Source organism: Lentzea sp. NPDC060358 (assembly GCF_042725365.1).
GTDB lineage: Bacteria > Actinomycetota > Actinomycetes > Mycobacteriales > Pseudonocardiaceae > Lentzea.
Map to the genome: position 1 here is coordinate 104,525 of NZ_JBHXCW010000001.1, position 17,400 is coordinate 121,924.

16 protein-coding genes are annotated in these 17,400 nt (G+C 70.4%); 7 read left to right on the top strand and 9 right to left on the bottom strand.

Annotated features, from left to right (window positions below; genetic code table 11):
• Window positions 1-3 precede the first annotated feature (3 nt).
• The gene (locus ACFWGZ_RS00450) at window positions 4-969 is read right to left on the bottom strand and encodes an aldo/keto reductase (RefSeq protein WP_382449274.1); all 966 of its coding nucleotides are present in this window, start codon (window positions 967-969) and stop codon (window positions 4-6) included.
• A 72-nt stretch (window positions 970-1,041) separates the two neighbouring features.
• On the opposite strand from ACFWGZ_RS00450, the gene ACFWGZ_RS00455 reads away from it, so the two are divergent.
• Genes ACFWGZ_RS00455 through ACFWGZ_RS00465 form a run of 3 tightly spaced genes read left to right on the top strand, consistent with a single transcriptional unit; the run spans window position 1,042 to window position 3,612 of the window.
• Window positions 1,042-2,091, top strand: coding sequence for an LLM class F420-dependent oxidoreductase (locus ACFWGZ_RS00455; RefSeq protein ID WP_382449275.1), 1,050 nt, complete (start codon window positions 1,042-1,044; stop codon window positions 2,089-2,091).
• A complete protein-coding gene (locus ACFWGZ_RS00460) occupies window positions 2,088-2,915 on the top strand; it encodes an undecaprenyl-diphosphate phosphatase (RefSeq protein WP_253325629.1) in 828 nt (275 codons plus the stop codon). The genes ACFWGZ_RS00455 and ACFWGZ_RS00460 overlap by 4 nt, the downstream gene beginning before the upstream one ends.
• Window positions 2,916-2,925: 10 nt before the next feature.
• On the top strand, window positions 2,926-3,612 hold the full coding sequence (locus ACFWGZ_RS00465) for a histidine phosphatase family protein (RefSeq protein WP_382449276.1): 687 nt from the start codon (window positions 2,926-2,928) through the stop codon (window positions 3,610-3,612).
• On the opposite strand, the gene ACFWGZ_RS00470 is transcribed toward ACFWGZ_RS00465, so the two are convergent.
• Both ACFWGZ_RS00470 and ACFWGZ_RS00475 read right to left on the bottom strand, forming a co-directional pair.
• A complete protein-coding gene (locus ACFWGZ_RS00470; RefSeq protein WP_382449277.1) occupies window positions 3,584-4,759 on the bottom strand; it encodes an RNA polymerase sigma factor in 1,176 nt (391 codons plus the stop codon). The genes ACFWGZ_RS00465 and ACFWGZ_RS00470 overlap by 29 nt on opposite strands.
• Window positions 4,756-5,130 carry a YciI family protein gene (locus tag ACFWGZ_RS00475; protein WP_382449278.1) on the bottom strand — a complete coding sequence of 125 codons (375 nt, stop codon included), beginning with the start codon at window positions 5,128-5,130 and terminating at the stop codon, window positions 4,756-4,758. The genes ACFWGZ_RS00470 and ACFWGZ_RS00475 overlap by 4 nt, the downstream gene beginning before the upstream one ends.
• Before the next feature lie 109 nt (window positions 5,131-5,239).
• Between ACFWGZ_RS00475 and ACFWGZ_RS00480 the strand changes: the two genes are divergently transcribed.
• Window positions 5,240-5,689, top strand: coding sequence for a YybH family protein (locus ACFWGZ_RS00480; RefSeq protein WP_382449279.1), 450 nt, complete (start codon window positions 5,240-5,242; stop codon window positions 5,687-5,689).
• 66 nt (window positions 5,690-5,755) lie between these two features.
• On the opposite strand, the gene ACFWGZ_RS00485 is transcribed toward ACFWGZ_RS00480, so the two are convergent.
• From ACFWGZ_RS00485 to ACFWGZ_RS00500, 4 genes are all read right to left on the bottom strand, one after another.
• Window positions 5,756-7,243, bottom strand: coding sequence for a M4 family metallopeptidase (locus tag ACFWGZ_RS00485; RefSeq protein ID WP_382449280.1), 1,488 nt, complete (start codon window positions 7,241-7,243; stop codon window positions 5,756-5,758).
• 366 nt (window positions 7,244-7,609) lie between these two features.
• Entirely contained in the window at window positions 7,610-8,728 is a 1,119-nt protein-coding gene (locus ACFWGZ_RS00490) for a site-specific integrase (protein WP_382449281.1), read from the bottom strand.
• Window positions 8,725-9,771 (bottom strand): threonine aldolase family protein, encoded by a 1,047-nt coding sequence (locus ACFWGZ_RS00495; protein WP_382449282.1) that lies wholly within the window; start codon window positions 9,769-9,771, stop codon window positions 8,725-8,727. The genes ACFWGZ_RS00490 and ACFWGZ_RS00495 overlap by 4 nt, the downstream gene beginning before the upstream one ends.
• A 108-nt stretch (window positions 9,772-9,879) precedes the next feature.
• Window positions 9,880-10,248 (bottom strand): DUF4180 domain-containing protein, encoded by a 369-nt coding sequence (locus ACFWGZ_RS00500; RefSeq protein ID WP_382449283.1) that lies wholly within the window; start codon window positions 10,246-10,248, stop codon window positions 9,880-9,882.
• Window positions 10,249-10,460: 212 nt separating this feature from the next.
• Here ACFWGZ_RS00500 and ACFWGZ_RS00505 point away from each other — a divergent pair, with 212 nt between their 5' ends.
• The gene (locus tag ACFWGZ_RS00505) at window positions 10,461-11,180 is read left to right on the top strand and encodes an alpha/beta hydrolase (protein ID WP_382449284.1); all 720 of its coding nucleotides are present in this window, start codon (window positions 10,461-10,463) and stop codon (window positions 11,178-11,180) included.
• A 46-nt stretch (window positions 11,181-11,226) separates the two neighbouring features.
• Window positions 11,227-12,201: an adenosine deaminase gene (gene add, locus ACFWGZ_RS00510; protein WP_382449285.1), complete on the top strand. Its 975-nt coding sequence runs from the start codon at window positions 11,227-11,229 to the stop codon at window positions 12,199-12,201.
• On the opposite strand, the gene ACFWGZ_RS00515 is transcribed toward add, so the two are convergent.
• Window positions 12,168-12,524 (bottom strand): hypothetical protein, encoded by a 357-nt coding sequence (locus ACFWGZ_RS00515; protein ID WP_382449286.1) that lies wholly within the window; start codon window positions 12,522-12,524, stop codon window positions 12,168-12,170. The two genes, add and ACFWGZ_RS00515, sit on opposite strands and share 34 nt — an antisense overlap.
• Window positions 12,524-13,084 carry a DUF4240 domain-containing protein gene (locus ACFWGZ_RS00520; protein ID WP_382449287.1) on the bottom strand — a complete coding sequence of 187 codons (561 nt, stop codon included), beginning with the start codon at window positions 13,082-13,084 and terminating at the stop codon, window positions 12,524-12,526. Before ACFWGZ_RS00520 ends, ACFWGZ_RS00515 begins: the two co-directional genes overlap by 1 nt.
• Before the next feature lie 441 nt (window positions 13,085-13,525).
• On the opposite strand from ACFWGZ_RS00520, the gene hrpA reads away from it, so the two are divergent.
• The gene (gene hrpA / locus ACFWGZ_RS00525; protein WP_382449288.1) at window positions 13,526-17,392 is read left to right on the top strand and encodes an ATP-dependent RNA helicase HrpA; all 3,867 of its coding nucleotides are present in this window, start codon (window positions 13,526-13,528) and stop codon (window positions 17,390-17,392) included.
• Window positions 17,393-17,400 lie beyond the last annotated feature (8 nt).

The following is a 17,400-nucleotide window of genomic DNA, read 5'->3' on the forward strand; positions in this document are numbered from 1 at the left end:
AAGTCAGGGAAGCGGACGCTCGGGGTAGGCGAGCTCGATGGCGCTGACGTCGTCGAGGGCGGCGCGGATCGCCGGGGGCAGGGTGAGCTGCTCGGCTTCGAGGGAGGCAAGCAGCTGGTTGGTGTCGCGGGCGCCGACGACGGGGGCGACGACGCCGTTGCGGTCGCGGACCCAGGCGAGGGCGACGCACAGCGGCGAGGTGCCGAGACCGTCCGCGGCGGTGACGACGGCCTGGACGATGCGGGCGGCGCGGTCGTTGCGGTGCTGTTCGACGTAGCCGGCGAAGTGGGTGGAGGCGCCGCGGGAGTCGGCTGGGGTGCCGTTGCGGTATTTGCCGGTGAGGACGCCGCGGCCGAGGGGGGCCCACGGAAGCAGGCCGAGTCCGTGGTGCAGGGCGGCGGGGACGACTTCGCGTTCGACGCCGCGTTCGAGCAGGGAGTACTCGACCTGGGTGGAGATGAGGGGGTGGGTGGAGGGGGTCATGGCGGCGGTGGCGGTTTGCCAGCCGCTGTAGTTGGAGATGCCGGCGTAGCGGACCTTGCCGGTGTTGATGGCGTGGTCGACGGCGGAGAGGGTCTCGTCGACGGGGACGGTGGTGTCCCAGGCGTGGAGTTGCCAGAGGTCGACGTGGTCGACGCCGAGGCGGCGCAGTGAGCCGTCGAGGGCGGTGAGCAGGGCGCCGCGGGAGGCGCCGCCGCCGAAGGGGCCGTCGGTGCGGCGGGCGACGGCTTTGGTGGCGATGACGAGGTCGTCGCGGGGGGCGACTTCGCCGAGGAGGGTGCCGAGGATGCGTTCGGCTTCGCCTTCGGTGTAGACGTCGGCGGTGTCGACGAGGGTGCCGCCGGCGTCGGTGAAGGCCATGAGCTGGGTGGCGGCCTCGTCGGCGTCGGTGTCGCGGCCCCACGTCATCGTGCCCAGTGCTGTCCTGGAGACGCGCAGGCCGCTGCGGCCGAGGTGTCGCTGTTGCACGTGCGCGATGCTAAGGGGTGATCATCGTGTGAGCCTGGCAATCGGTGTTACTGACCGGTAGGGTCTCGCTGCGTGAAGCTCGGACTGAACCTCGGATACTGGGGCGCCGGCAACGACGCGGCGAACCTCGAACTGGCCAAGGAGGCCGACCGGCTCGGCTTTTCGGTGGTGTGGGCCGCGGAGGCCTACGGCTCCGACGCGCCGACGGTGCTCGCGTGGGTGGCCGCGCAGACCGAACGCATCGACGTCGGCAGCGCGATCTTCCAGATCCCGGCGCGGACGCCCGCGATGGCGGCGATGACGGCGGCCACGCTGGACACGTTGTCGGGTGGCCGGTTCCGGATGGGGCTGGGCGTGTCGGGGCCGCAGGTGTCGGAGGGCTGGCACGGTGTGCGGTTCGACAAGCCGCTGGCGCGGACGCGGGAGTACGTGGAGATCGTCCGGAAGGCGTTGTCGCGGGAGAAGCTGCGCTTCGAGGGCGAGCACTACACGCTGCCGCTGCCGGACGGTCCCGGCAAGGCGTTGCAGTTGACGGTGCACCCGGTGCGGGAGCGGATTCCGGTGTACCTGGCGGCGGTGGGTCCGAAGAACCTGGAGCTGACGGGGGAGATCGCGGACGGCTGGCTGGCGATCTTCTTCTCGCCGGAGTTCTCGGCGGAGTCGCTGGCGTCGGTGCGGGCGGGCCGGGAGAGGGCCGGGAAGTCGATGGACGGGTTCGACGTCGTTCCGACGGTGCCCCTGGTGGTGGGTGAGGACTGGAAGGCGTGTGCGGACCCGGTGCGGGCGTACACGGCGTTGTACGTGGGCGGCATGGGGTCGCGGAAGCAGAACTTCTACAACAACCTGATGGTGCGGATGGGTTTTCCGGCCGAGGCGGAGGAGATCCAGGAGAAGTACCTGTCGCGGGACTACGCGGGGGCGATGGCGGCGATTCCGCTGGAGTTCCTGGACGCGACGGCGTTGCTGGGGTCGAAGGAGCGCATAGCAGACAAGATGAAGGCGCTCGCTGCCGCGGGGGTCACCACGCTGTCCGTTTCGCCGATGCTGCAAGATCTCGAGCAGGGGATCGCGGGCCTTCGCACCGCGGCCGAGGCTCTGGATCTGGCAGGAGTGGGTAGTTGAGCTGGTTGCAGGCTCTGGTCCTCGGACTGGTCCAAGGACTGACGGAATTCCTGCCGATTTCCAGCAGTGCGCACCTGCGCATCACGTCGACGCTGTTCTTCGGCAACGACGCGGGCGCTTCGTTCACCGCGGTGATCCAGCTGGGTACCGAGGTGGCGGTGCTGATCTACTTCGCCAAGGACATCGGGCGCTTCATCAGCGCCTGGTTCCGCGGCTTGTTCAACGCCGAGGCGCGCAAGGAGAAGGACTACCGGCTCGCCTGGTACGTGATCATCGGTTCGGTGCCGATCTCGGTTCTGGGTTATCTGCTGAAGGACGAGATCCGGACGTCGGCGCGGAACCTGTGGATCACGGCGACGATGCTGGTGGTGTTCGGTCTGCTGCTGGGGCTGGCGGATCACCTGGCGAAGCAGCAGCGCGACGAGTTGCGGATGAAGGACGCGATCGGGATGGGGCTGGCGCAGGCGCTGGCGTTGATCCCGGGTGTGTCGCGTTCGGGTGGGACGTTGACGGCGGGGTTGTTCCTGGGGCTGACGCGGGAGGCGGCGGCGCGGTACTCGTTCCTGCTGGCGATTCCGGCGGTGTTCGGGGCGGGGTTGTTCTCGATCCCGGACGTGCTGGAGCGCTCGGGTGAGGGTGTGCAGGCGTCGATTCCGCAGATGGTCGTGGCGACGCTGATCTCGTTCGTGGTGGGGTACGCGACTATCGCGTGGTTGTTGAAGTACGTGTCGAAGCATTCGTACTCGGCGTTCGTGTGGTACCGGTTGATGCTGGGTCTGGTGCTGATGGGGCTGCTGTCGATGGGGTTGCTGCAGCCGATCTAAGGTGGGTGTCGTGGCCACGGTGATCCTGCTCCGACATGCTCGTTCGACTGCCAACGGTTCCGGTGTGCTCGCCGGGAGAGCCGCTGGTGTGGGGTTGGACGAGCGGGGGCGGGCACAGGCGGCGGCTCTGGTGGGCCGGTTGAAGGACGTTCCGGTCGCGGCGGTGGTGTCGTCTCCTCTGCAGCGGTGCGGGGAGACGCTGGCGCCGTTGCTGGCCGATCGGTCGTTGGAGGCCGTGGCGGAGCCGGACGTGTCCGAAGTGGATTACGGGGCGTGGACCGGCAAGGCGTTGAAGGACCTGTTCGACGAGCCGTTGTGGAAGGTCGTGCAGCAGCACCCGTCCGCGGCGGTGTTCCCGGACGGTGAGGGTCTGGCGCAGGTGCAGGCGCGTGCGGTGGCGGCGGTGCGGGCGCATGACGCGCGGATCTCGCAGGAGCACGGTCCTGGTGCGGTGTGGGTGTTGTGCTCGCACGGTGATGTGATCAAGGCTGTGCTGGCGGACGCGCTGGGTGTGCACCTGGACGGGTTCCAGCGGATCGTGGTGGACCCGTGTTCGATCTCGGTGGTGCAGTACACGCCGACGCGGCCTTTTGTGTTGCGGTCCAACGACAACGGCGGGGATCTGTCGGGTGTGGTGCCTGCTCCGCAGGAGGCGCCGTCGTCGGACGCTACCGTGGGTGGCGCGACCGGTTCCTGAGGTAGCGCTGTTCGGGTGCGCTGAGGGTGAGTTTCGCGGCTTTCTCGTAGTCGAGGCGGGCTTGGTCGTGGTCTCCGCGCAGGTCGAGTAGGTGTGCGCGGACGGCGTGGACCCGGTGGTGGTCGAGGTCGAGGGTGGCGAGTTCGTCGAGGGCTTGCTGGGGGCCGTGGACCATGGCGACGGCGACGATGCGGTTGAGGGTGACCATCGGGCCGGGTGCGGTGACGGTGAGCAGGTCGTAGAGGCCGAGGATCTCGTGCCAGTCGGTGTCGTCGGCGGTCTTGGCTTCGGAGTGGACGGCCGCGATGGCTGCCTGGAGCTGGTAGGGGCCGATGCGGGTGGTGGTGAGTGCCTGCCGGACGAGTGCGGTGGCTTCGTCGATGGCCTGGTGGTCCCAGGTGCTGCGGTCTTGGTCGGCGAGGGGGACGAGTGCGCCGTAGGGGTCGGTGCGGGCGGGGCGGCGGGCGTCGGTGAGCAGCATGAGTGCGAGCAGCCCGGTGAGTTCGCCGTCGTCGGGTCGTCTGCGGTGCAATTGGCGGGTGAGGCGGAGGGCTTCGGCGGTGAGGTCGACGCGGACGAGGTCGTTGCCGGAGCTGGCGGTGGAGCCTTCGGTGAAGATCAGGTAGAGGACGTGCAGGACCGCGGTGAGGTCCTGGGGTGGGCGGAAGCGGGCGCCGGCTTGTTTGATCTTCTGCTTGGCGCGGCTGATCCGTTGCGCGATGGTGGCTTCCGGTACGAGGAACGCCCTGGCGATCTCGGCGGTGGTCAGGCCGCCGACCGCTCGGAGGGTGAGGGCGATCTGGGAGGCGGTGGTGAGGCTGTCGTGGCAGCACAGCGCCAGGATCGTGAGGGTGTCGTCGTGGGCGGGGACCGGGTCGGGTGCCGGGGTGAGTGCGATGACCTTGTCTTCGCGCCGGCGGCGGGCGGCGTCGGCGCGGTACTGCTCGATCCAGCGGCGGCTGGCGGTGGTGATGAGCCAGCCCCGGGGGTTGTCGGGTATCCCGTCGGCGGGCCATTGCCGGGTGGCGGCGAGCAGGGCTTCCTGGACGGCGTCCTCGCAGACGTCGAACTGCCCGTGGCGGCGGACGAGGACGCCGAGGACCTGCGGCGCGAGGTCGCGCAGCAGGCCGTCGAGTGGTGTGGTCACAGGTCGTTGAGCAGGGAGGCGTCCCAGACGGGGCGGACCTCGATGCCGTCGTTGTGGGCGTCGGGCAGGGTGGCGGCGTGGGCGATGACCTGGTCGATGGAGTCGGCTTCGACGAGGTAGAAGCCGGCGAGGTACTCCTTGGCCTCGGCGAAGGGGCCGTCGGTGACGACGACTTCGCCGTTGCGGATGCTGACGCCCTTGCCGGTCTCGGGTCCGGGGAGTCCTTCGCTGACGACGAGTTCGCCGGAGGCGCGGAGCCGGTCGGACAGGTCGTAGTGGTCCTGGCCGAACTGGCGTTGCTGCTGTTCGGTGAGCTTGTCCCAGGCGGCCCGGGACTGGGGGTTGCTGTAGATGAGGATCAGGTACTTCACTTGCGGCCTCCTGCGCGCTGGCTGGCGGGAAATCTTCTCACCGCCATGTCGAAACCGCGGGGCTCGTCTCGACACCGGGGTGTCAGTTCGCCGTGGAGGAGGTGCCGGGATGACCCGGACGCTGGTGCAGGACGAGGTCGAGATCCGCGCGTTGTTCGCCGAGCACACCGAGGGGATGCGGGTGCGTTCGCCGGAGCGGGTGGTGGCGCGGTATGCCGGGGACGTGGTGACGGCGACGTTGGCGCCGCCGTTGCGCAACTGCGCTGCGGACTCGCGGGACGTGGAGTCGCTGGCGGGGTGGATGGCCGGGTTCGAGGGGCCGATCACGCTGGAGTACCACGACATGGCGGTGGTGGTGTCGGGTGATGTGGCGTTCGCGCACGGGTTGTGCCGGCTGGCGGCGGTGCCGGTGGGGTATCCGGAGGGGTTCTCGATGTGGATGCGCACGACGGTGGGGTTGTGCCGGCGGGAGGGGCGGTGGCTGGTGGTGCATTCGCACGATTCGGTGCCGTTCCACATGGACGGGTCGTTCCTGGCGGCCACCGACCTGGAGCCGTAGATCGGGCGTGGGCCCGGACCGTGCAGGGGATGCGGTCCGGGCCCACGCCTGTGTCGTGCGGGGGTGTTACTTCACGTTGACCGCGGCCCAGGCGCGGTTGACGGCCGCGTATTCGGCCGAGGAGGCGCCGTAGAGGTCGGATGCGGCGGCGAGGGTGCCGGTGCGGGCCGCGGCGTACTTGGTGCTGGAGGTGAACTTGGTGGTCAGGGCGCGGTACCAGATCTTCTCGGCCTTGTCGCGGCCGATGCCGGTGACGGACTGGCCGTCGGCGGTGGGGGAGTCGTAGGCGACGCCGTTGATGGTCTTGGCGCCGCTGCCCTCGGAGAGCAGGTAGAAGAAGTGGTTGGCGATGCCGCTGGAGTAGTGGACGTCGACGCTGCCGGCGCTGCTGGACCAGTAGTCGAGGCTCTTGCCGTCCTTGGAGGGCTTGTCCATGTAGCGCAGGGGCTTGCCGTCGCCGCGGATGTTGATCTTCTCGCCGATGAGGTAGTCGCCGGCGTCGGTGGTGTTGGCGGCGTAGAACTCGGTGGTGGAGCCGAAGATGTCGCTGGTGGCCTCGTTGAGGCCGCCGGACTCGCCGGAGTAGACCAGGCCCGCGGTGGCGGAGGTGACGCCGTGGCTCATCTCGTGGGCGGCGACGTCGATGCTGGTGAGCGGGTTGCGGTTCTGGGCGCCGTCGCCGTAGGTCATGCAGAAGCAGGAGTCGGTCCAGAAGGCGTTGCTGTAGTTGGTGCCGTAGTGGACCTTGCTCAGTGCGCCTTGGCCGTTGTTCTTGATGCCGTTGCGGCCATGGACGAACTTGTAGTAGTCCCAGGTCTTGGCGGCGCCGAAGGCGGCGTCGACGCCGGCGGTGGCCTTGTCGGTGTAGGTGCCGTTGCCCCACTTGTTGTCGGCGTCGGTGAACAGGGTGCCGGTGCCGGAGCCGTTGTTGAGGTTGTTGACCTGCTGGTTGCCGCGGGCGGGGTCCTTGAGCTGGTAGGTGGACCCGGACTGGGTGGTGTTGAGGGCGACGGTGCCGGTGTAGGTGGACTGGCCGGTGCCTTCGACGTGGTGGACGTCGTCGTAGGTCAGCAGGGTCTCGCCGGTGCGGGCGTCGGTGAAGGTGTGCAGTTCGGACGGGGTCTGGTCGTCCTTGACGCTGTGGGTGACCTTCTCCCACGCGAGCACGGGAGCGTGGTCGAGGGCGAACACGACCAGCGTCGCGTCGGTGGCGGTGGTGGCCGGGGCGGTGGTGTCGAGGCCCGCGAGGGTGGCCGGTGAGGCTTTGGTGACGGCGGTGACCTGGCCGGACTTCTGGGCGACGACGAGGTCGCCGCCGATGACCTCGAGGCCGTTGAGGGTGCGGTCGAACCGCAGGTGGACGGTGCCGTCGGCGTCGCGGACGACGTCGCGGGGGACGAGGTGCTCGCCGCCGGACAGGCCGAGGGCGGCGGCGATCGTGCTCGTCTGGTCGGCGGCCGGGCCGGGGGCGGCGGTCGCGGTGAAGGTGCCGGTGGCGGCGAGGGCCGCCGCGGACATCAGGGCGGTGGTGACGCCGAGGGTCGTGCGCTTCATGGACGCTCCTGTTCCGGTGCAGGGGGTGAGCGCTCCGGCGGTGCAGGGGTGCCGGGGCCGGTCACCGTGGAACAGCCCGGCCGGGTGGTGATGACCGGGCGTGGCGATCGTATTGCTCTCGGTGCATGCGACCAGGGGGTCCCAGGATGCGAGAGCGGTTCACGAATGTGGCTGCGTCGCTGGTCAGAGAGTTGCGTTTTGTCCGAATGGCGGGACGAACACGCAGCTCACCCGGTGTGGAAACGACACGGAAACGTTCAGCGCCGGTGCCTGCGGACGGGCTAGCGCGGTGCTCCGTCCGGTGCGCCTCGACCGGCGGGGATCGTGTTTACGGTCAACTCCCCAAGTGAGAGCCCGGTCACACCTTCACAGGCCCAGTCGGGTGACCGCGTTGTCCTCGAGCGGGTTGGCGGTGCGGATGTAGCGGTGCACCGTGCGCGGGTTCGTCCACCGGCCCTGCCGCATGATCTCGCGGTCGCTCGCCCCGCCCAGCGCCGCCTGCGTCGCGAACCCCGCCCGCAGCGAGTGCCCGCCGAACAGCGCCGGGTCCAGGCCCGCCCGCAGCGCGTACCGCTTCACCAGCTCCGCCACCGCGCGCCCGGACATCGCCGTGGTGCCGACGCCGCCGTGCCGGTTGATCACCGGGAACACCGCGCCCGTGCGGGTGGACCCGGCGAACCCGTGGCAGCGGTGCAGGCCGTTCTCGGTGATCTCCCGGCCGTCGAGCACGTCCGACCAGTCCGCGAACGCGCACACCGGGCACGTCGGGCGGCGGCTGCCGCGGGGCAGCACCACCGACTGCTGGTGGCGGCCGGTCTGGTCGGTCTTCGTCGTGCCGAGGCGGATCAGCAGCAGCGGTTCGTGCGTGCGCGGGTCCACGTCCACCGCGACGTCGTCGAACTCGATCGCCGCGAGCTCGCTGCGCCGCAACGCCCCCGCGAACCCGACCAGCAGCAGCACCGCGTCGCGCGCTCGTGCCGGGCCGCCGGCGGGCCGTTCGGCCAGCAGGGCCTCGAGGGTGTCGAGCAGCACCGGGCGCTTGCGGCGGGGCTGCGCCTTGCGGGTGCGGCGGATACCGCGCAGCGTCAGCCGCACCACGTCGCTGCGCGTGGGGCTCGGCAGCCCGTTCGCCGCGTGCACCGCCGCGATCGCCGCCGCCTTGCGCTCCAGCGTCGAGGCGCCGAACGCCGCCGACCCGTCCGGTTTCACCGTGTCCGCCGCCGCGGCCAGGTACACCGCCACGTCCAGCGGGTCCGCCGGCAGCGCCTGCCGGCCCTCGGCCTGGCACCAGCCCGCCCACGCGATCCAGTCCGACCGGTACGCGCGCACCGTGTTCGGCGACTGCGCGCTGCGCAGGTAACTCGACAGCGACGCCGCCTGCTCGTCGTCGAACCGCTCACGGACCCTGGCGAGCGCGTCGACGTCGACCAGCACCGAGTGCGACACCCGGACCAGCGCGTGCTGGACGGGTTCAGGCAGGCTCACACCCGCGATGGTAGTCCCTTGATCAACTCGACGACCTCGTCCGGCGTGAACTCACACCCGCTGATCCCCACGTTCACCTCGAAGCTGCACCGCCGCGGGTCCGGGTTGGACCGCGCGTAGAGGAACAGCCGGATCCCCGTGTGCGCCAGCAGGTCCTCCGCCGCCCGCAGGGCGTCCTGCCGCGACAGCGGCAGGTGGACGTGGAACAGGGGAGTGACCGGCACCTGCGGGGTCGTGTGCGCGAACCCGTCGGCGTTGATCGCCGCTGCGATCGCCTGCGCGTGGGCCTTGAACTCCGCCATCCGCGGCAGGGCATCGTCCAGGCCCATCAGCGCCGCGGCCGCCAGCGGCCACGCGTCCACGATCGCCCCGCCCAGCCGGCGCCGCCACACCGCCGCCTGCGCGATCGTGTCGTCGTCGCCCGCGAGGACCGCGCCGCGCACCCCTTCGAGTGCTTTGTAGAGCGACACGTACACCGTGTCGAACAACGCCGAGATCTCCGCCAGCGACGCGTCGTAGCCGGTCTGCGCCTCCCACAGGCGGGCGCCGTCGCAGTGCACCGCCGCACCGGACTCGCGCGCCCATTTCGCCTGCGCCGCCAGGTCCTCGAACGAGGGCAGCAGGCCGCCGATGTCGCGCTGCGGCAGTTCGACCACCACCGCCGCGAGCGGTTCCCCTGCCGTCTTGAGGTCGTCCAGGGTCATCAGCTCGTGGCGGTCGCCCATCGGGTGCAGCCGCAGCCCGTGCACCGCGCTGTAGCCCTGGTTCTCCCACACCTGCAGGTGCGTCTGCGGGTGCGCGGCGAACGTCCACCGCCCGGTGCGTTCCGCGTGCACCCGCAACGCGGCCTGCTGCGCCATCGTTCCGGTCGGGAAGAACAGCGCCTTCGGTTTGCCCAGCAGGCCCGCGACCCGGTCCTCCAGCTCCCGCACCGGGTCCTCGGGCCGCGTGCCCGGGGAGACGTAGGCGGTCAGGCGGCGCAGGACCTCGGCCGGCGACCGGCGCGAACCGCTGTGGTGCGACAGGGAACGACGGATGTCCATGCACCCAACCCTACCTATTGCCAGTAATGTGCAATAGGGCCATTCGCCGTGATCAGAGCCCCGCGCTCCGCCAGAGTCGGGCCGCACCGGGATCAGGCTGCACCGGGATCAGGCTGCGGCGAGCCGGGCGTCCAGCTCCGCCTCGTCCGCCACGAACCACAGCTGCCGGCCCGAGTTCGACTCGCGCACGAAGTCGCGCAACGCCGTGCTCGCCGCCACCTGCTCGGTGATGTCGCCGACCACGGCGACCTTGAACCCGTACTGCTGCAGCTTCTGCACCACCGTGCCCGCGACCCGCGTGCGCAGCACCAGGAAGTCCTCGCCCAGCCGCGGCAACGGCAGCGCCAGCCACTGCACGTCCTGACCCCACAACGTCGCGATCAGGTCCACGGCAGACTGCTCGTCCACCACCGGCGGGCCGTCCGGGGAGCACATCAACACCGTCGCGCCGTGGCGCGTCCGCACAACATCAGGCATGGCACGGCAACCTAGCGGCGCCCTCACGGCGGTGTCGCCGCAATTCCCGCGCGCCCGATGATCACTCCTTGCTAGCCTCACCCGGACGTGACCGGCCCGAGGAGGTGAGACCCATCAACGCGGTGAACCCCGATGGGCGCTCCCCGGCACGCGCGACCTGACGCGCATCGCCCAGGGGGAGCGCTCCACGCAGCCCCGAAAGGCGACCAGCCATGCGCTACACCTCGCACACCACCTCCGGCGACGGCACCACCGAACGCGACCTCGACCACGACGGCGTCCCCGGCGTCCTGTGGACCCCCGCCGGCACCGTCACCGGCCTCGTGCTCAGCGCCCACGGCGGCGGGCAGCACAAACGAGCCCCCGGCGTCGTCGCCCGCGCCCACCACTGCGCCGCCGCCGGACTCGCCGTCCTCACCCTCGACACCCCCGGCCACGGCGACCGGCCCCGCACCGCCCAGGACGACCACTTCGCCACCGAGATCCGCGCCCGCCTCACCACCGGCCAGGACGCCGGCGCGCTCATCGCCGAGTACAACGCCCTGCTGGCCGCACAGGCGGTCCCCGAATGGCGATCCGCGCTCGATGTTCTCACCGGCACCCTCGGCATCGGCGAGAACGTCGGGTTCTGGGGCCTGTCGCTGGGCAGCGCCGTCGGCATCCCGCTCGCCGCCGCCGAACCCCGCATCCGCACCGCCGTGTTCGGCCTCCTCGGCGCCACCGCCGACCTCACCCGCGCCGCCGCCGCGACCACCGCCACCGTCCGGTTCCTGCTGCAGTGCGACGACCAGCTCGTCCCGCGCGACGCCGCGCTCGCCCTGTTCGACGCCTTCACCACCCGCCGCAAGACCCTGCACGCCAACCCCGGCGGGCACGGCGAGGTGCCCCGCCACGAACTCGACGACGCCGTCGGGTTCCTCGCCGCGGGCTGAGAATTGCCGCGCGCCCGGCAGGCCGGGCTGGGTAGCGTCGCGGCCCATGCGGGACCTCGCGACGCTGCCCCAAGCCCACCTGCACGTGCACCTGGAAAGCACCGTGCGCCCCGGCACCCTCGCCGAACTCGCCGACGCGCACGGCATCGACGTGCGGGCGCGCACGGGACCGTTCGACGACTTCGCGCAGTTCGCCGACCACAACGGACGAGTGCGGGACTGCCTGCGGCGAGCCGAGGACTTCCACCGGATCGCGTACGAGTTCTGCGCCGAGGAAGCAGCGCAGGGGACCCGCTACGCGGAGGTGACGTTCACCGCGGCAGCGCACGGGGAACGGCTCTCGGATCCGGACATGCCGCTCGAGGCGGTGTTGTCCGGGCTCGCCGCAGGACAGGCCGCCCACGGCATCGAATGCCGTGTGATCGTGGACCACCCTCGCAAGAGGACGGTCGAACGCTTCGAGACCTCGCTGCGCCTCGCCCTGGCGCACCCGCAGGTCGTCGCGATCGGCGTGGCCGGAGCGGAGGACCACCCCCTCACCCCGTTCACCGCCGTGTTCCGCGCCGCCCGCGAAGCCGGCATCGGCCTGGTGCACCACGCCGGCGAGTGCTGCGGGCCGGCCAGCGTCGCCGAAGCCGTCACCGTCGGCCTCGCCGACCGGATCGGCCACGGGTTCCGCGCCCTCGAGGACCCCGAGGTCGTCGCACTGCTGCGCGACCGCGCGATCCCGCTCGAAGCATGCCCGTCGTCCAACGTCGCGTTGGGACTGGTCGGCTCACTCTCCTCTCATCCGCTGCCACGCCTGCTCGACGCCGGGCTGACCGTCACGCTCAGCACCGACATCCCCTCCACCACCGGCACCACGCTCACCGACGAGTACCGGCTGCTGCGCGACGAGCTCGGCCTCGACGACGACACCCTGGCCACCCTCGCAGCCAACGCCGTCGACGCCTCCTTCGCCCCCGACACCACGAAAGCGATACTGCGTCAGGACATCGCCACCTGGCGGGCCGGTTCGTAGCAGACCAGCCCGTGCTCGGCCGCCAGCAACGCCACCAGCTCCAGCACCCGCCGCCGCCCCGGCCACACCACGTGCACGATCACCGCGTCCGTGCCCACCGTCAGCGCCTCGTCCCACGACACCGCCGAACCAGGATCCGGCGACGTCCGCCGCAACTCGCGCACGAACGCCGCCACCGACGGCTCGAACGCCCCCAACGGCGACGACCGCAACTCCGCGTACCGGGCCGCCGCCTCCGGCACCGACGCCGGACCGGGAGCCCGCCACACCACCACATCGACCGGCACGTCCGCACCCGCCGAACCACCCACCGCGACGTCCATCACGCCACCTTCCCGAACAACGCACCCAGCCTCGGAAGCCGCGCCGCGATCCCCGCCGGGTCCGCGAAGTCGAACTGCTCACCCTCCGGAGCCGGGGACACCAGCAAGTCCAGCCCCCGCGAGGCCAGCTCGGTCTCCAGATCACCGTCGAGCGCCTCGCCCGCCACGTAGTCGAGGCCCTCCCAGTCCGGCCAGTCCTCATCGGCCCACGCGTGCACCCCACCCCACGACGCGAGGAAACGGATGTGCGGCGATTCGGCCAACGCGTCCGGATCCGCCGCCACCGCGTCGAACACCGCCCGCCCCTGACCGACCAGCCACGCCTGGAAGTAGAAGAACCCGTCGTCCGAGCACAGCCCGCCGCAGATCAGGTCCGCCGCCTGCCAGTGCTCCCACGTGTCGACCCGGCGTCGCACCTCATCGAGCCGCACCGCGAACTCCACCACCTCACCGGGCGGCATCACGGCCAGCGCGGCCGTCAGCCACTCCAGCCGCTCGTCCTGGCCGGAGGTCTCCGCAGCGGAGGTCTCCACCAGGCCCCAGAACGCGTTCAGGTCCATGTCGAGCACGCTAGCGACAGGGTCTGACAATTTTGGACGCCCCGACATCACCGCAGCTCAGAGCCGTTGAGACGGTGCCGGGAGCGGACCGGGAGGGCCCGCTGGGGGAAGCGAGCGGGGCGGAAAGGCCACAGGGGTGGCGGCAGCCGGGCTCGCGGGCCGGAGGAGGAGGAGGAGGAGGAGGAGGAGGAGGAGGAGGAGGAGGAGGAGGAGGAGGAGGAGGCCCGAGGGCGGTGGGACGCGTCGGCCCCCGTCGATCCGGGTGGGCAGCCGGTCGGTGCCGCGTGGACCGCACCAGGTGGACCGCGCTGGTGCTCGCCGGGGTGTTCGAGGTCGGGTGCGCGCTGCCAGTGGGCGGTAGCCGCTGGTCAGGCGTCGTGAACGTCGTCACGCGGTTATTGGCGCGAACGATTCGCACGGCCTGACTATCCTTGAACCCAAATGGACACCCCGCTCGCTGAACTGCACGAACGCCTGCCCGAGCTCATGCCGCGTGATCAACGCCGGCTCGCCAGGCGCCTCGACGGCGCACGCAAGGTCAAAGACCCCATGGCGCGCCGCAAGATCGCCGAGGAGATCTCCTCCCTGATCGACGAGGCCGCCCTCAAGGTCGCGCTGCGCCGGGAGTCCGTTCCGAAGATCAGCTATCCCGACGAGCTCCCCGTCAGCCAGCACAAGGACGAGATCAAAGAGCTCATCGCGCACCACCAGGTGGTGATCGTCGCGGGCGAGACCGGGTCGGGCAAGACCACCCAGCTGCCCAAGATCTGCCTCGAGCTCGGCCGCGGCGTCACCGGCCAGATCGGCCACACCCAGCCCCGCCGCATCGCCGCCCGCACCGTCGCCGAACGCGTCGCCGAGGAGCTGGGCACCAAGCTCGGCGACACCGTCGGCTACAAGGTCCGGTTCACCGACCAGTCCGGCGACGAGACGCTCGTCAAGCTCATGACCGACGGCATCCTGCTCGCCGAGATCCAGACCGACCGGACGCTGAGCAGGTACGACACGATCATCATCGACGAGGCCCACGAACGCAGCCTCAACGTCGACTTCCTGCTCGGCTACCTCAAGCAGCTCCTGCCGCGCCGCCCCGACCTCAAGGTCGTCATCACCTCCGCGACGATCGACCCGCAGCGGTTCAGCGCGCACTTCGAGAACGCCCCGGTCATCGAGGTCTCCGGCCGCACCTACCCCGTCGAGACCCGCTACCGGCCCCTCGACGAGGACGACGACCAGACCCAGGGCATCGTGAACGCCGTCCGCGAACTGCTGGCCGAAGGCCCCGGCGACGTCCTCGTGTTCCTCTCCGGCGAACGCGAGATCCGCGACACCGCCGACGCCCTCAAAGCCGAAGACCTCAAAAACACCGAGATCCTCCCGCTCTACGCGCGGCTGTCGGTGGGGGAGCAGCACCGGGTCTTCCAGCGCCACACCGGACGCCGCGTCGTGCTCGCCACCAACGTCGCCGAGACCAGCCTCACCGTGCCGGGCATCAAGTACGTCGTCGACCCCGGCAACGCCCGCATCTCCCGCTACAGCCACCGCCTCAAGGTCCAGCGGCTGCCCATCGAACCCATCAGCCAGGCGTCGGCCAACCAGCGCAAGGGCCGCTGCGGCCGCGTCAGCGAGGGCATCTGCATCCGCCTGTACTCCGAGGAGGACTTCGAGGCCCGCCCGGAGTTCACCGACGCGGAGATCCTGCGCACCAACCTCGCCAGCGTCATCCTGCAGATGACCAACATCGGTCTCGGCGACGTCGCGAAGTTCCCCTTCATCGACCCGCCCGACTCCCGCAACATCAACGACGGCATCGGCCTGCTGCAGGAGCTCGGCGCCATCAACGCCGCCGAGAAGAAGCTCACCCCCACCGGCCGCAAGCTCGCCGCGCTGCCGGTCGACCCGCGCCTTGGTCGCATGGTCCTCGAAGCCGACACCACGGGCTGTCTCAAAGAGGTCATGATCATCGCCGCGGCGCTGTCCATCCAGGACCCCCGCGAACGCCCCGCCGAGCACCAGGAAGCCGCGACCCAGCAGCACGCGCGGTTCGTGGACAAGGAATCGGACTTCGTCACGTTCCTCAACCTCTGGGAGTACCTGCGCGAGCAGCAGAAGGAGCTGTCGGGCAACCAGTTCCGCAAGCGCTGCAAGGCCGAGTTCCTCAACTACCTGCGCGTGCGCGAGTGGCAGGACATCTACCTGCAGCTGCGGCAGGTCGCCAAGCAGATCGGCATGCACCTGGGCGACCAGCCGGGCGACCCCCGCAACATCCACATCGCCCTGCTGTCCGGGCTGCTCAGCCACATCGGCGTCAAGGACGTCCTCAAGAAGCAGGCGCCGAACGAGAAACGCCGCCCCCTGACGGAGTTCCTCGGCGCCCGCAACGCCAAGTTCGCGATCTTCCCCGGCTCCGCGCTGGCGAAGAAACCACCGCAGTGGGTGATGGCCGCCGAGCTCGTCGAGACCAGCCGGCTGTGGGGGCGCATCGCCGCCAGGATCGAACCCGAGTGGGCCGAACGCCTCGGCGAGCACGTCGTCAAGCGCCAGTACTCCGAACCCCACTGGGAAACCAAGCGCGGCAGCGTCGTCGCGCTGGAGAAGGTGACGCTGTACGGGGTGCCGATCGTCGCCGGCCGCAAGGTCAACTACGGGCGCATCGACCCGGAGCTGTCCCGCGAGCTGTTCATCCGTCACGCCCTGGTGCAGGGGGAGTGGATCACGCACCACCGGTTCTTCCACACCAACCGGGCGATGCTCGAGGAAGTCGGCGAGCTGGAGAACCGCGCCCGCAGGCGTGACATCGTCGTCGACGAGGAGACGCTGTTCGAGTTCTACGACAAGCGGGTGGCCCCCGAGGTCGTGTCCGCGCGGCACTTCGACTCGTGGTGGAAGAAGCAGAAGGACAAGAACCAGCTCACCTTCACCAGGCAGATGCTGGTCAACGACCGGGCCGACGTCACCCCCGACGCCTACCCCGACCAGTGGCGCCAGGGCGAGCTGACGCTGCCGCTGAGCTACCACTTCGAGCCCGGCACCAAGAACGACGGCGTGACCGTGCAGCTGCCGCTGCCGGCGCTCACCACGCTCGACGACGACGCGTTCTCCTGGCAGATCCCCGGCCTGCGCCACGACCTCGTCGTCGCCCTGATCCGGTCGCTGCCCAAGCAGATCCGCCGCAACTTCGTGCCCGTGCCCGACGTCGCCACCGCCGTGCTCGCCCGCATCACCCCCGGTGAGACGTCGCTGCTCGGCGGCGTCGAACGCGAACTCAAGGCCCTGACCGGTGTCACCGTGCACCGCGAGGACTGGCAGTTCGACGCCGTCCCCGACCACCTCAAGCTCACCTTCCAGGTCGTCGACGAGCACAACCGCACCCTCGCCGAGGGCAAGGACATCGCCGCGCTCAAGGAGAAGCTGCGCGACGAGGTCCGCGAGTCCCTCAGCCAGGCCGCCGGGCACCTCGAACGCACCGGCCTGACCACCTGGGACCTCGACGCCCTGCCCAGGACCATCGAGCAACGGCAGTCCGGCATCACCGTCACCGCCTACCCCTCGCTGGTCGACCGCGGCGACACCGTCGCCATCAAGGTCCTCGACACCCCCGGCCGCCAGGCCCACGCCCACCGCCGCGGCGTGCGCAGGCTCCTGCTGCTGGGCGTCAACTCACCCGTCAAGCACCTGCAGCGCCACCTCGACAACGGCGCCAAGCTCGCCCTGACCCGCAACCCCCACGGCGGCGTCGCCGCGCTGCTGTCGGACTGCATCACGGCCGCCGTCGACCGGCTCATGGGCGACCCGGCCTGGGACGCCAAGTCCTACGCCGCGCAGCTGCGCAAGGTCCAGGCCGCGCTCAACGACACCACCTGGGTCGTCGTGCAGGAGGTCCGCAAGGTCCTCGAAGCCGCCCACGAGGCCGAGCTGAAGCTCAGCGGCCTCAAGGGCGCCCCCGACTCCGTCCAGGACATCCGCGCCCAGCTCGACTCGCTGGTCTACCAGGGTTTCGTGACCGACACCGGCTACGACCGGCTGCCCGACCTCGTGCGGTACCTCAAGGGCATCGCCCGCAGGGTCGAGAAGCTGCCCGAGAACCCGCTGCGCGACCTCGAGTGGACCGGCCGGGTCCACCAGGTCCACGCCGAGTACCGGGAGCTGCGCGCCCAGACCCCCGCCGACGAACCCGCGCCCGAGCTCGACGAGATCCGCTGGATGATCGAGGAACTGCGGCTGTCGTACTTCGCGCAGACCATCGGCACCCGCTACACCGTCAGCGACAAGAGGATCTTCAAAGCGCTCGACGCCGTGCCGCTGTAGGCCGCTAC

Coding starts and splice junctions, on each gene's coding strand:
- ACFWGZ_RS00480 (WP_382449279.1), top strand. CDS start 5,240: ATGACCCGGACGCTGGTGCAGGACGAGGTCGAGATCCGCGCGTTGTTC.
- hrpA (WP_382449288.1), top strand. CDS start 13,526: ATGGACACCCCGCTCGCTGAACTGCACGAACGCCTGCCCGAGCTCATG.
- ACFWGZ_RS00520 (WP_382449287.1), bottom strand. CDS start 13,084: ATGGACCTGAACGCGTTCTGGGGCCTGGTGGAGACCTCCGCTGCGGAG.
- ACFWGZ_RS00495 (WP_382449282.1), bottom strand. CDS start 9,771: ATGGACATCCGTCGTTCCCTGTCGCACCACAGCGGTTCGCGCCGGTCG.
- ACFWGZ_RS00515 (WP_382449286.1), bottom strand. CDS start 12,524: ATGGACGTCGCGGTGGGTGGTTCGGCGGGTGCGGACGTGCCGGTCGAT.
- add (WP_382449285.1), top strand. CDS start 11,227: ATGCGGGACCTCGCGACGCTGCCCCAAGCCCACCTGCACGTGCACCTG.
- ACFWGZ_RS00500 (WP_382449283.1), bottom strand. CDS start 10,248: ATGCCTGATGTTGTGCGGACGCGCCACGGCGCGACGGTGTTGATGTGC.
- ACFWGZ_RS00505 (WP_382449284.1), top strand. CDS start 10,461: ATGCGCTACACCTCGCACACCACCTCCGGCGACGGCACCACCGAACGC.
- ACFWGZ_RS00485 (WP_382449280.1), bottom strand. CDS start 7,243: ATGAAGCGCACGACCCTCGGCGTCACCACCGCCCTGATGTCCGCGGCG.